The organism is Streptomyces aurantiogriseus, from assembly GCF_014649375.1.
Classification (GTDB): Bacteria; Actinomycetota; Actinomycetes; order Streptomycetales; family Streptomycetaceae; genus Streptomyces; species Streptomyces aurantiogriseus.
Genome location: NZ_BMSX01000040.1, coordinates 45,817 through 58,519 on the forward strand (window position 1 = coordinate 45,817; position 12,703 = coordinate 58,519).

At 71.8% G+C, this 12,703-nt stretch carries 13 protein-coding genes and 1 pseudogene; 9 read left to right on the forward strand and 5 right to left on the reverse strand.

Annotated elements, in window-relative coordinates:
- Nucleotides 1–91 precede the first annotated feature (91 nt).
- Nucleotides 92–1,483, forward strand: coding sequence for a nucleobase:cation symporter-2 family protein (locus IE263_RS45330; protein WP_189943999.1), 1,392 nt, complete (start codon nucleotides 92–94; stop codon nucleotides 1,481–1,483).
- Here the strand turns inward: IE263_RS45330 and IE263_RS45335 are convergent.
- On the reverse strand, nucleotides 1,480–2,061 hold the full coding sequence (locus IE263_RS45335) for a DUF2087 domain-containing protein (RefSeq protein ID WP_189944000.1): 582 nt from the start codon (nucleotides 2,059–2,061) through the stop codon (nucleotides 1,480–1,482). The genes IE263_RS45330 and IE263_RS45335 overlap by 4 nt on opposite strands.
- Before the next feature lie 128 nt (nucleotides 2,062–2,189).
- Nucleotides 2,190–3,500: an extracellular catalytic domain type 1 short-chain-length polyhydroxyalkanoate depolymerase gene (locus IE263_RS45340; protein ID WP_229911532.1), complete on the reverse strand. Its 1,311-nt coding sequence runs from the start codon at nucleotides 3,498–3,500 to the stop codon at nucleotides 2,190–2,192.
- A 480-nt stretch (nucleotides 3,501–3,980) separates the two neighbouring features.
- Here IE263_RS45340 and IE263_RS45345 point away from each other — a divergent pair, with 480 nt between their 5' ends.
- Together IE263_RS45345 and IE263_RS45350 are read left to right on the forward strand one after the other, a co-directional pair.
- Nucleotides 3,981–4,958: a pectate lyase family protein gene (locus IE263_RS45345; protein ID WP_189944001.1), complete on the forward strand. Its 978-nt coding sequence runs from the start codon at nucleotides 3,981–3,983 to the stop codon at nucleotides 4,956–4,958.
- Between the two features lie 29 nt (nucleotides 4,959–4,987).
- Nucleotides 4,988–5,776: a pectate lyase gene (locus IE263_RS45350; protein WP_189944002.1), complete on the forward strand. Its 789-nt coding sequence runs from the start codon at nucleotides 4,988–4,990 to the stop codon at nucleotides 5,774–5,776.
- 57 nt (nucleotides 5,777–5,833) lie between these two features.
- Here IE263_RS45350 and IE263_RS45355 read toward each other — a convergent pair whose 3' ends face one another.
- Nucleotides 5,834–6,589, reverse strand: coding sequence for a PaaX family transcriptional regulator C-terminal domain-containing protein (locus IE263_RS45355; protein WP_189944003.1), 756 nt, complete (start codon nucleotides 6,587–6,589; stop codon nucleotides 5,834–5,836).
- A 73-nt stretch (nucleotides 6,590–6,662) separates the two neighbouring features.
- On the opposite strand from IE263_RS45355, the gene IE263_RS45360 reads away from it, so the two are divergent.
- Nucleotides 6,663–8,327 carry an acyl-CoA dehydrogenase family protein gene (locus IE263_RS45360; RefSeq protein WP_189944004.1) on the forward strand — a complete coding sequence of 555 codons (1,665 nt, stop codon included), beginning with the start codon at nucleotides 6,663–6,665 and terminating at the stop codon, nucleotides 8,325–8,327.
- A 3-nt stretch (nucleotides 8,328–8,330) separates the two neighbouring features.
- Here the strand turns inward: IE263_RS45360 and IE263_RS45365 are convergent, their stop codons facing one another.
- Nucleotides 8,331–8,585, reverse strand: coding sequence for a hypothetical protein (locus tag IE263_RS45365; RefSeq protein ID WP_189944005.1), 255 nt, complete (start codon nucleotides 8,583–8,585; stop codon nucleotides 8,331–8,333).
- A 110-nt stretch (nucleotides 8,586–8,695) separates the two neighbouring features.
- On the opposite strand from IE263_RS45365, the gene IE263_RS45370 reads away from it, so the two are divergent.
- Nucleotides 8,696–8,995, forward strand: a complete 300-nt coding sequence (locus tag IE263_RS45370) for a hypothetical protein (protein WP_189944006.1) — start codon at nucleotides 8,696–8,698, stop codon at nucleotides 8,993–8,995.
- A 340-nt stretch (nucleotides 8,996–9,335) separates the two neighbouring features.
- Here IE263_RS45370 and IE263_RS45375 read toward each other — a convergent pair whose 3' ends face one another.
- Entirely contained in the window at nucleotides 9,336–9,920 is a 585-nt protein-coding gene (locus IE263_RS45375; RefSeq protein ID WP_189944007.1) for an Rv1733c family protein, read from the reverse strand.
- Nucleotides 9,921–10,191: 271 nt separating this feature from the next.
- On the opposite strand from IE263_RS45375, the gene IE263_RS45380 reads away from it, so the two are divergent.
- The 4 genes and pseudogenes from IE263_RS45380 to IE263_RS45395 form a co-directional block, all read left to right on the forward strand.
- A complete protein-coding gene (locus tag IE263_RS45380; RefSeq protein ID WP_189944008.1) occupies nucleotides 10,192–11,277 on the forward strand; it encodes a WD40/YVTN/BNR-like repeat-containing protein in 1,086 nt (361 codons plus the stop codon).
- Between the two features lie 99 nt (nucleotides 11,278–11,376).
- A pseudogene (locus tag IE263_RS45385) lies at nucleotides 11,377–11,514 on the forward strand (uracil-DNA glycosylase); the annotation flags it as partial.
- Nucleotides 11,515–11,635: 121 nt separating this feature from the next.
- Nucleotides 11,636–12,058, forward strand: coding sequence for a hypothetical protein (locus IE263_RS45390; protein ID WP_189944009.1), 423 nt, complete (start codon nucleotides 11,636–11,638; stop codon nucleotides 12,056–12,058).
- A partial coding sequence (locus IE263_RS45395) for a hypothetical protein (protein WP_189944010.1) occupies nucleotides 12,048–12,703 on the forward strand: 656 nt, incomplete at its 3' end. The genes IE263_RS45390 and IE263_RS45395, both read left to right, overlap by 11 nt.

Below are 12,703 nucleotides of genomic sequence, written 5' to 3' on the forward strand. Positions count from 1 at the left end.
TTCAGGTGTCCCCTGCTGTTCTGGTGACGCCTGCTGCTCGGATGCTTTCGTCCCCGCCGCCCTCTCCGTCCCCCGCCGCTCTGGAGTGCCCATGGCCACGACCGCGCCCGTTCATCCCGTCGACGAGGTGCCACCCGCACGGCAGTTGGCCGCCTTCGGTCTGCAGCATGTGCTCGCGATGTACGCGGGCGCCGTGGCCGTGCCGCTGATCGTGGGCGGCGCGATGAAGCTGCCGCCCGCCGACCTGGCGTATCTGATCACCGCGGACTTGCTGATCTGCGGCGTCGCCACGCTCATCCAGTGCGTGGGTTTCTGGCGCTTCGGTGTGCGGCTGCCGATCATGCAGGGCTGTACGTTCGCGGCCGTGTCGCCCATGGTGCTGATCGGGACGACGGGCGGTGGACTGCCCGCGATCTACGGCTCGGTGATCGTCGCGGGGCTCGCGATCGTGCTGCTCGCGCCCGTGTTCGGCCGCCTGCTCAGGTTCTTCCCGCCGCTCGTCACCGGCACGGTGATCCTGATCATCGGCCTCTCGCTGCTGCCGGTCGCGGGCAACTGGGCCGCGGGCGGGGCCGGTTCGGCGGACTTCGGGGAGCCGAAGAACATCGCGCTCGCCGCGTTCGTGCTGGCGGTCGTGCTGGGTGTGCAGCGGTTCGCGCCGGCCCTCCTGAGCCGGATCGCGGTGCTCATCGGCATCGCGGTGGGCCTGGCGGTCGCCGTCCCCTTCGGCTTCACGGACTTCGGCGGGGTCGAGGACGCCGACTGGCTCGGGATCAGCACGCCGTTCCACTTCGGGGCGCCGACGTTCGAGGCGTCGGCGATCATCTCGATGCTCGTGGTGGCGCTGGTGACGATGACCGAGACGACGGGTGACCTGATCGCGGTCGGTGAGATGACCGGCCGCAAGGTCGAGCCGCGCTCACTCTCGGACGGCCTGCGCGCGGACGGCCTGTCCACCGTCCTCGGCGGTGTCTTCAACACCTTCCCGTACACGGCGTACGCGCAGAACGTGGGCCTCGTGGGCATGACCCGGGTGCGCAGCCGCTGGGTCGTCGCCACCTCCGGCGGCATCCTCGTCCTGCTCGGACTGCTGCCCAAGCTGGGCGCGGTGGTCGCGGCCATCCCGGCGCCGGTTCTGGGCGGCGCCGGCCTGGTGATGTTCGGGACGGTCGCGGCGAGCGGCCTCAGGACCCTGGCCGAGGTCGACTTCAAGGGCAACCACCAGCTGACGGTGGTCGCCGTGTCGGTGGCGGTGGGCATGCTGCCGGTCGGCGTGCCGACGGTCTACGAGAAGTTCCCGGACTGGTTCCAGACGGTGATGAACAGCGGGATCAGTGCGGGCTGCGTGACCGCGATCGTCTTGAACCTGCTCTTCAACCACCTTCCCGCGAAGGGTGGTTCAGGCCTCGCCGAGTCGGACGGAAGCGCGGGCGGCGGCGTCGAGGAGGCCGGCGGCGAGAAGTCCCGGGAAGAGACCGTCTAGGTCGTCTCCTCGCCGGCCGTTCGGTCGAGCAGCGCGGTGTCCTCGGGCGAGCGCCGGTAGACACCGTCCTGCCGGTCGAGGTGGTGCAGGTCGACGAGGTAGCGGCGCAGGGTCACGTGGTCGGCCGCGCCGCCCTCGCACCAGGCGCGCAGCCGGTCGTTGACCTCCTGCTCGGAGTACTCCCGGTCCGGCTCGAAGCTGCGCTCCGCGAGATGCCGCAGGACGACCTTCTTGCGCTCCCACTGGGCCGGCAGCCGCACCAGCCGCCCGCCGCGCACGAACGTCCGCAGCAGCGTCTCCACCTGCTCGTCCCCCGACCCGTGGTCCTCCGGCGGCCCGGACACGACCGCCGCGCGCGCCAGGCCGCGGAAGTGGTCGTACGACACCACAAGCCCGCCGCCGTGCGACACGAGGACCTCGCGGTCCTCGAGCCGGCGCAGCGCGCCGAGGGCGTCCTTGGCCGAGAGCCCGGTCCGCTCGGCGACCTCGGTGGCGTTCCTCGCACCCAGCGCCACGGCGGCGAAGGCGCGCACCCGGGTCTCGTCGGCGAACAGCCTGACCACGTCGTCGGACGTCATGCTCATCTCTCCATCCCTGAGGACCGGGGTCCCGATCTCGACGACGCTACCTTCCGCCTGCACCAGCTGCTCGGCATTTTCCGCGTGCGGCCCGCGGCGATCACCCACGGGCCGCACACAGCTGACGATCAGCTCGTCGTACAGGCCGTGCCGTTGAGCGTGAAGGCGCCGGGCGCCGCGCTGTTGCCCGTGTGGTTCGCCTGGTAGCCGATGGTGACGCTCGCGTTCGGTGCGAGGGTGCCGTTGTACGTCGCGTTGGTGGCGGTCACCGCGCCGGAGGCCGGCGTGTAGGTGGCGCCCCAGCCGTTGGTGATGGTCTGCCCGGCGGGCAGGGTGAAGCCGAGCTGCCAGCCGTTCACCGTGGTGGTGCCGGTGTTGGTGAGCGTCAGCGAGGCGGTCAGGCCGGTGCTCCACCCGTTGGTGGACACGGTCACCTTGCAGGGGCCCGTGGGGGGCGGGGGTGTGGGGTTGCCGGAGTCGAGGCCGAAGAAGGTGATCACGCGGGAGGCCATGCCCCAGGCGTACAGGTTGTGTCCGACACCCTGGAGGCTGATGGCCTCCACGGGGGCCTGGTCACCGGTGCCGCCGTAGCGGGTGCGGGTCCAGCCGGACTGCGGCGAGTCGGTGGCGGCCGGGGTCTGCCCGATGCCGCGGACGTTCGTCCACTGCTTGATCTCCTCGCCGAAGTTGGGGTAGCGCAGTACGTCGTCCTCGGTGCCGTGCCACAGCTGCATGCGTGGCCGGGGCCCGGTGTAGCCGGGGTAGGCACCGCGCACGAGGTCGCCCCACTGCTGCGGGGTGCGGATCACCGTGCCGCCGGAGCAGGCACTGTTCCACTCGGAGCCGTCGGTGGTGGCGAAGCAGCCGAAGGGCACCCCGGAGAACGCGGCGCCCGCAGCGAAGACGTCGGGGTAGTCGCCGAGCAGGACGTTGGTCATCATCGCCCCGGAGGAGATGCCGGTGGCGTACACGCGTGAGGTGTCGGCGGAGTACGTCGTCGCCACCCAGTCGATCATCGACTTGATGCCGACGGGGTCGCTGCCGCCGCCGCGGCGGAGCGCCTGGGGCGAGGAGACGTCGAAGCACTTGCTGCTGCGGGTGACGGACGGGTAGATGATCACGAACCCGTGGCGGTCGGCGAGTTGGGAGTACTCGGTTCCCGAGTACATGGCGGGGCCGGAGCCGCCGCACCAGTGCACGGCGACGAGGACGGCCGGGCGCGCGGTGACGTTGGCCGGCACGTACACGTACATCTGGAGGTTGCTGGGGTTGGTGCCGAAGCCGGTGACCTCGGTGAGGGTGGCGGCGGGGACCGCCGCTTCGGCGGTCCGGGCGCGGGCGGAGGCGGTGGGGGCGGCGAGCAGGGCGCCGGTGAGTAACAGCACCAGCGCCGCGAGCACCGAACGCAGCGCTCTCCTGGAGGAGTCGAGGGTAACCACGCTGGTCCCTTCTGATGGCGGCTCGGGGGACTGTCGTACGCGGAGGGTGGGCTCAGCAGGCTGAGTTCGTCCGGGTCAGCAGGCTCGGACGCCAGGGAAGGAGCCGGCCGCCGGTGCCCTTGTGGTCGATGCCGGCCTGCGGCTCGCTGTCGAAGAAGTCCGCGGAGTCGTCATCGACTCGCCCCTCTCTCCGTAGCGGATGGGTAAGCGTCCGCCTCGCATAGTGGCATGCACATGCCCATCATGGAAGCGCTCCCACACCTCCTTCGCGGAAGCCCTTGCCGGTCAGCCGGTGTGGCCGGATGTCTTCTGCGCAAAGCGTTGACTAGAAAGCGCTTGCCCCCTACCTTCCGTTCAACAGTGTGGACGAGCCGCTCACTCTGATCCCCAAAACGCCGCACTGCCCGCACCAGCAGTTCAACATGGCGCACATCGTTCAGATATGCGATCTCCCCCGCCCTTTCGAAGGGACGCACCCGCATGCGCACAGGCCCCCCACGTACACACGTGCAAAGGTCCGCTCTGGCGGCGACGGCCGCCGCTCTCGCCACGGTCGCGGTCCTCGCCCTCCCCCACCAGGCCGGCGCCGCCGAGAGCGCGCCGATCGGGTTCGGCGCCGGGACGACCGGCGGCGGCAGCGCCACGGCGGTCACGGTGTCGACGCTCGCCGCCTTCAAGACGGCCGTCACCGGGAACGCGGCCAAGGTCGTGAAGGTCAACGGCCTGATCACACTGAGCGGTCAGGTCGACATCGGCTCCAACACCACGGTCCTGGGGGTCGGTTCGTCCTCCGGGTTCACCGGTGGTGGGCTGCGGCTGAAGAAGGTCACGAACGTCGTCATCCGCAACCTGAACATCAGCAAGCCGCTCGCACCGGCCGACGGCGTCACGGTCGAGGCGTCCACGAAGGTGTGGATCGACCACAACTCCTTCTCCGCGGACCGCGATCACGACAAGGACTACTACGACGGTCTGCTGGACATCAATCACGGCTCCGACAACGTGACGGTGTCCTGGAACACCTTCAAGGACCACTTCAAGGGCTCGCTCGTCGGCCACAGCGACAACAACGCCGACGAGGACACCGGTCACCTGAAGGTGACGTACCACCACAACCTGTTCAGCAACGTCTACTCGCGCATCCCGAGCCTGCGCTTCGGCACCGGGCACTTCTACGACAACTACGTCGTCGGCGCCGACACCGCCGTGCACTCGCGCATGGGCGCGCAGATGCTCGTGGAGAACAACGTCTTCCGCAGCACGAAGGTCGCGGTGACGACGAACCGCAGCAGCGACGTGGACGGTTACGCCAACCTGACCGGCAACGACCTCGGTGGAGCCGCTACCGAGGTGTCGCGGGTCGGGACGTTCACGAAGCCGCCGTACAGCTACACCGCCGAGCCCGCCTCGTCCGTCGTCGCCTCGGTGACGTCCGGCGCGGGCGCCGGAAAGCTCTGACCCCACCCCCACGACAGAAGGAACGGGACATGACTTCTGCGACACGACGGCGCGCCCGCGGGCGGGCGCTGACCGGCGCGGTGGCCACCCTCGGCCTTTCGTTTGGCATGATCATGACTACCGGGACGGCCCCGGCCGGCGCCGCGACCTGGCCCTCCGCCTCCGGCAGCCAGCCGGTCAGCTCGACCATCAACCTGACCAGCTCGAAGGACTACGGGATGCTGCGCCTCTACGGCAGCGGCGCCCTGGGCACCGGGGACCAGGCCGAGGACCAGCAGCCGATCCTCACCCTCGCCAACGGCGTGACCCTGAAGAACGTCATCATCGGCGCGCCCGGCGCCGACGGCATCCACTGCCTGGGCAGCTGCACGCTGCAGAACGTCTGGTGGGAGGACGTCGGCGAGGACGCCGCGACCTTCAAGGGCGGCAGCAGCGCGACGTACAACGTCGTCGGCGGCGGCGCCAAGAAGGCGTCCGACAAGGTCTTCCAGCACAACGGCGGCGGCACGGTGAACATCTCCAACTTCGCCGTGCAGGAGTTCAAGACCCTCTACCGCTCCTGCGGTGACTGCTCCACGCAGTACACGCGCAAGGTCAACCTCAACACCATCGAGGTGACCGGCACGGGGTCCACGGCGCGGATCGTCGGCATCAACGTCAACCGCAACGACGTGGCGACGCTGCGCAAGATCACGATCCTCAACGACGCCAGCCGCAAGGTCATCCCCTGCCAGAAGTACAACAACAACACGGCAGCGGGTGTCGGCCCCGACAGCACCAACTGCCTGTACGCCACCTCGGACGTCACCTACCGCTGATCCCTCTCCCCCCACGGACGGCCGGAGGAAGCGGCCCGCACCCGCTTCCTCCGGCCGTCAGGCGTGTTCCCGCCCGTGCACCGTGTCCGTCACCTCCCGCTGGTAGGCGGTGTACGCGGCACGCAGCGCGGCACCCGGCCAGTCGGCGGGCAGGAGTTCGGGGGGCAGGACGGGGTCGGCGAGGAGATGCCGTACGACGGCCGCGAAGGCGGTGAAGCGGTCGGCGGGCTGCCGGGCCCGCGCGATGTGGGCCAGCAGGGCGCGAGCCTGGGCGGCCCACTCGTCCAACGGCCAGAGAGCGGCGGCCAGTTCCCGGTCCGCTGTGCCGGGGCGGGCGGTGAAGTACCGGGTGACGTCGGCCAGTTCGTCCGGCCAGGGGCGGAGCAGGGTGGCGGGGCGCAGCCACACGCCCTCACGCAGTTCGGCCAGGCGGAGGCGGGTCAACTCGGTGCGCAGCTCGGCGCGTTCGGCCGGACCCCGGCCGGTCGCCGTCACGACGGCCATCTCCCAGTCGCCGCCCCAGGGCCGGGTCGCCGGGTGGACGGCGTCGTCCTGCCGTCGCTGGCGCTCCAGCAGTCGGTCACTGAGGCCGTAGACGGCACCGGCGCGCCGCAGATCACCGGCCGCCACCATCCGGCTGAGCGCCGCCCGCAGCGTGGACCCGCCGACACCGAAGGGCTCCACCAGCCGGACGAGGTCCTTCACCGGCAGCTGAGGCGGATGCGTGCCGAGCAGCAGGCTCAGCACGACCGACCGCGCCGACAGCGGCCGCAGCTCCGGCTCGCCGGCCTCCACCGGCACGTTCCTGCGCATGACGCCGTACTGTACGTCGCCCGTCGTTGTTGCAGTATTGCTGCGACTGTAGGGATCATGCAACATGGCCGGTATGGCCTCGATCCTCGCGCAGTCGCCCGTCCCGGTGCACACCACGCACGACGTCACCAATCAGCCCCCTCCCCTGGCCCCGTACGACGCCTCCGACGACACCGCCCTGCTGGAGGGGCTGCGCCGGGAGGGCGCCGGGTGGGCGGAGGAGGACGTCCGCCGGCTCGGGCTGCTGGCCGGTGGTCCCGAGCCGCAGGAGTGGGCCGAGCTGGCCAACCGGCACGAGCCCGAGCTGCGCACACACGACCGGTACGGGCATCGCGTCGACGAGGTCGACTTCCATCCCGGCTGGCACGAACTGATGCGGGTCGCCGTGGCGGAAGGGCTGGCCGGGGCGCCCTGGGCGGACGACCGTCCCGGGGCTCATGTCGCCAGGACGGCGGGCGGGCTGGTCTGGGGGCACACGGAGGCCGGACATGGCTGTCCGACGTCGATGACGTACGCCGCCGTCCCCGCGCTGCGCCGGCAGCCGGACCTCGCGAAGGTCTACGAACCCCTGCTGACGAGCCGGGAGTACGAGCCCGGGCTGCGCGTGCCGACGGACAAGCGCGGGCTGCTCGCCGGCATGGGGATGACCGAGAAGCAGGGCGGCTCGGACGTCCGGACGAACACCACGACGGCCACGCCCACGGCGGAGGACGGCGTGTACACCCTGCGCGGGCACAAGTGGTTCACCTCGGCACCGATGTGCGACGTCTTCCTGGTACTGGCCCAGGCTCCCGGCGGCCTGTCGTGCTTCCTCGTGCCGCGCGTCCTGCCCGACGGCACTCGCAACACGTTCCGCATCCAGCGGCTGAAGGACAAGCTGGGGAACCGCTCCAACGCCTCCTCCGAGCCGGAGTTCGACGGGACGGTGGCCTGGCTGGTCGGGCCCGAGGGGCAGGGTGTGAAGACCATCATCGAGATGGTCAACTGCACCCGGCTGGACTGCGTGATGATGTCGGCGGCGCTGATGCGCAAGACGCTCGTCGAGGCCGGCCATCACGTGCGGCACCGCACGGCCTTCGGGGCGCGGCTGCTGGACCAGCCGCTGATGCGCAACGTCCTGGCGGACCTGGCGCTGGAGTCGGAGGCCGCCACGACGCTCACGCTGCGGCTGGCCAGGGCAGCGGACCGGGCGGTGCGCGGGGACGCGGGTGAGCAGGGCTTCCGGCGGATCGCCACGGCCGTCGGCAAGTACTGGGTGACGAAGCGGGGTCCGGCCTTCACCGCGGAGGCCCTGGAATGCCTGGGCGGCAACGGCTACGTGGAGGACTCCGGCATGCCCCGGCACTACCGCGAAGCTCCCCTGCTGTCCATCTGGGAGGGCTCGGGCAACGTCAACGCCCTCGACGTGCTGCGGGCCTTGACCCGCGAGCCCGCCACCGCGGACGCCCTCTTCGGCGAACTCGCCCTCGCCCAGGGGGCGGACGCCCGGCTGGACGCGGCGGTCGGCCGGCTCAGGTCGCGGCTCGGCGAGGCGACGCAGGCCGGGGCCCGCCGTCTGGTGGAGCAGATGGCCCTCACCCTCCAGGCCTCCCTCCTGGTGCGGTACGCCCCGCCGGCGGTCGCCGACGCCTTCTGCGCGACCCGGCTGGGCGGTGACTGGGGGTACGCCTTCGGCACGCTCCCGGACGGCGCGGACCTCGACGGGATCCTGGGCCGGGCACTGCCCGAGGGGGACTGATCCTCACTCGGGGACCTGCGCGACGCGGCCGCCGTGCCCCACGTCCTCCGGCTGCTGGACGGCGGCCCGTCCGGACCCGGCCCCACTGCGGCGGCGCTCGGGGCGCTGGCGGCGATCGGGTCTCCCGCGCGTGACGCCGTGCCGGTCCTGCGCGACCTGCTGGAGGGCGAGCACGCGCTCGCTGCGGCGGAGGCCCTGTGGGCCGTCGAGGGCGACACATCCCTGGTCCTGCCGGTTCTGCTGCGGGAGTTGAACCACGGGAGCCCTCGGCACCAGGCCCTCGGCACCAGGCCCTCGCCGCCCGGCGACTCGCCCGGCTCGGCCCCGCCGCGCACCCGGCGCTGCCCGCGCTGCCCGCGCTGCGCCGCATGGTCGAGGACGCGTCGCGGGTGGAGCGGACGTCGGCGGCGGTTGCCGTGTGCCGGGTCACCGGGGAGGTGGAGGCCGGGGCGGCCCCGGTGATCCGGACCGCATGGGCGAACGACCCACACACCCGCCTCGACCTCGCGGCCCTCGGCCCCGCCGCCGCGTCTCTGCGCGACCTGGCACAGACAGAGCTCACCACATCCCGCCGCCACACTGCCCGGCCCGGTGGGCACGGCAGCCACGACATCCCGAAGGACGAGGAACTGCTGCGGAGGTGCCGGCAGGTCGTGACGGGGGGCTAGCTGTGCCGTCCGGCGGAACCATGCCAGGGCCCCACCCGGTGCCTCGCGCCCCTCAAGCCCCCCACCGCGCCTGCGCGCCCCTGGCAAGGAGAGCTCAACGCACCACATGGTGGGACCTGCCTACAGGCGGGGCGGGCCCGGGATCCGCGGCTCGTACTTCGGCGGAGGGACCGCCGGCGGCGGCGCCGTGAGGCGCTGACTCCGCCGCGCTCGAACAGGCTCGCGCGGGGGCATGCGTCGTTCCCGGTCTGCCGGGGGCGGGCCGGCCTCCCGCGCAGCCACCGATCCGCGGAACGGCCTTGGTGGGAGTACCCCGAGGGCAGTCTGCCTCGCCCGGGCATCAGCCTGCGGGCCTCCCCCACAACGCGTCGAAGCGTGCCCACTCCACGTCCCACTGTTCCACGCGTCGGTGCTCCAGGCGTCCGCGCAGCACGCGGCCGCCCGCGAAGGGCACGGCTGCCGCGGCCACGCCCGCCAGGCCGCCGACCAGGGAGGCGCGTACGCGGGCCTGGGCGGCGGTGGTCGGCTCGGTGACCAGGCGGCCCTGGCGGTCCGTCCAGATGGTGACCCGGGTGCCGGCGGCACTGCCGGGAGCGACGCGGACCTGGCCGGTGTGGGCGGAGCCGTCGGGAGCGGTCCAGCCGACCTTCGCCCACACCTGGTCGCCGCTGGAGGCGCTGACCTGCGCGGAGGCCTTGCCAGGGGCCCGTTCGGTCAGCCGCCCGGCGATGGGGCGCCACTCGACGCGTTCCCGGGCGAGCCCGTCCTCGACGGACCGGGCCGCGGCCCAGCCGACCAGGACTCCTGCGAGGACGGTCAGCGCCCAGGCACCGAGCACCACCCAGGCCTCCACCGCGTCGGCGCGACGCTTGAGCGGGTTGCGCCGCCAGCGCCACAGCCACACCTTCGGACCACGGAACGCCATCGAAGGCTTCCTCCTCATGAGCGCGTGAACATCCCGGCCGCCCTCCCATACGCGGCAGGCGGGCCGGATGCTCAGGGCGACTCCTCCGTCCCGACGGTCCCACGGGCCCCGCAGGGGGCGCAGGCGTCCCGCCGAACGTGGCCGACACCATGCGGTCACGCACCGCCGTCGCCGCTGTGACCTGGGCCGATGCCGATTCCGGGGGTGACTGTCAGTGGCGGGGTGCAGACTGGCCGGTGTCTGGGACAAGGACGTCGCGGAGGTGACCGGAATGACAGAGGTACTGCTCGCCGTGGGCACGCGCAAAGGACTGTTCATCGGGCGCAGGCGCACAGGCGCATGGGAATTCGACGAATCCCCCTACTTCAACGCACAGGCGATCTACTCGGTCGCCATCGACACCCGCGGCGACCGCCCGCGGCTCCTCGCCGGCGGCGACAGCGCCCACTGGGGCCCGTCGGTGTTCCACTCCGACGACCTCGGCCGGACCTGGACCGAACCGGCCCGGCCGGCCGTCAAGTTCCCCCAGGACACGGGGGCTTCGCTGGAGCGGGTGTGGCAGCTGCACCCGGCGGCCGCAGAGCCGGACGTGGTGTACGCGGGCACGGAACCGGCCGCGCTGTACCGCTCCGAGGACCGCGGGGAGAGCTTCGAGCTGGTCCGCCCGCTGTGGGAGCACCCCACGCGCGCGCAGTGGGTGCCGGGCGGCGGCGGTGAGGGCCTGCACACCGTGCTCACCGACACGCGCGACGCGCGGGCGGTGACGGTGGCCGTGTCGACGGCCGGCGTGTTCCGCACCACCGACGGCGGCGCGAGCTGGGCGCCGTCCAACTCCGGTGTCTCCGCGGTGTTCCTGCCGGATCCGAACCCCGAGTTCGGCCAGTGCGTGCACAAGGTCGCACGGGACGCGGCCAACCCGGACCGCCTCTACCTGCAGAACCACTGGGGTGTGTACCGCAGCGACGACGCCGGCGCGCACTGGACGGACATCGGCGAGGGCCTGCCCTCCACCTTCGGCTTCGCCGCCGCCACCCACCCCCGCCGCGGCGACACGGCGTACGTCTTCCCCATCAACGCCGACGCGGACCGGGTGCCCGCCGACCACCGCTGCCGGGTCTTCCGGACGGCGGACGCGGGCAAGAGCTGGGAGCCGCTCGCGGCGGGCCTGCCGCAGGAGGCCCACTACGGCACGGTCCTGCGCGACGCGCTCTGTACGGACGACGCGGACCCGGCGGGCGTGTACTTCGGCAACCGCAACGGCGAGTTGTTCGCCTCGGCCGACGACGGCGACAGCTGGCGGCAGTTGGCCGCGCATCTGCCCGACGTGCTGTGTGTGCGTGCCGCGGTGATCGGATGAGCCGGACCGTCAACGGGGGGGGGCGGCCGTACGGCCTTGGCCACCGGTTGATCGCCGCTGCCCGTACGGCAGCAGGTGACGCCCGGCGCACCACAACCCTTGTATGAAATCGTCGAACCGGGCTGGGCGGAGGCCCTGGAACCCGTCGCCGGGCGGATCGCCGAGACGGGTGACTTCCTGCGCGCGGAGATCGCCGCGGGACGCACCCGTCTCCCCGCCGGACCGAACGTCCTGCGGGGCTGTCCAGTGATCGGTTCTGTCCCGTAATGGCTCGGGGAAGCCTCCCCGAGAACCACCCGCACCTTTGCGCGCGTCTTGATCTACGGTGCCATCAGTCACCTACGACGGAGGAGGGGCCGTGGGGCAGGCAAGGACGGCGCTCGCCGAGCGGATCGCGGAGCGGAGAGCGGGTGTTGGGGATCCTCGGGCGCTGGTCGGTGAGATGCGGCGTTCGGTCCTTCTGGTGCCGGTGGCTGACGGGGGTCTGTGGTCGGTGCGTTCGGGCGGGGTGCGGTGGGTCTGCGGGTTCACCGACGAGGCCGCGCTGGCCCGGTTCGCGCTGCACCACGGTTCCAGTGATCAGCCCATGGAGTATGCGGCGTTGCTGGGTGCGCGCGTCGTCGACGAGGTCGTTCCGGCTTTGGGCGAGCCTGCCGGGCTGGCCGTGGACATCGCCACGGAGGATGGGTCGATGTTCTTCCCGCCGGCCGCCGGCATCGTTCCGGACGCGGTCGCGGTCGACGCCGGCCGGGCGGGAGAGGGGGATGGTCATGGGCGGTGACGGGCAGGATCTGCGGCTGGGCAAGGCGGCCGTCGCGAAGTTCACGCAGGGCGTGGGTGCGACCATCGACCAGCTCGGTGAACTCGGTGGTGCCACCGGTTCGGTGATGGGCAAGGGCTTTTCGGAGCTGGCGATGACCGGGATGGAGGCCGGGCATCACGGTCTCTCGGTCGATTTCGAGGACTTCTGTGAGCGCTGGGAGTGGGGGGTGCGCGCGTTGGTGAGCGATGCCAGTGCGATCGCGAATCTGCTCGGTCTGGCGGCGGGCACCCAGTGGGAGCACGACCAGTACGTGGCGGGCTCGCTGAAGGTGGGCGTCAACGCCCTGTTCGGCGGTAACCCGCACGCCAGCGAGGAGGAGATCGCCCGGCAGGACTGGGGCGATGTGTTCACGCCGGACGCCCTGGATCCGGACTGGAGTGCGGAGTCGTTCGACAAGGCCGGTCAGGACATCGAGCAGACCTGGAAGGACACCGGCCGCACCGTTCTGACCGAGGGTCAGGGCGGGCAGCGGTCGGAGGTGCTCAACGACGCGTTGGGTATCTCCGACGAGCAGTGGAACCAGGCGCTGGACGACACCTTCGGCCCGTCGCCCGAGGAGCGCGCGCAGCAGGCGCAGCGGCAGGGTGAGTCCGGGGGGAACTG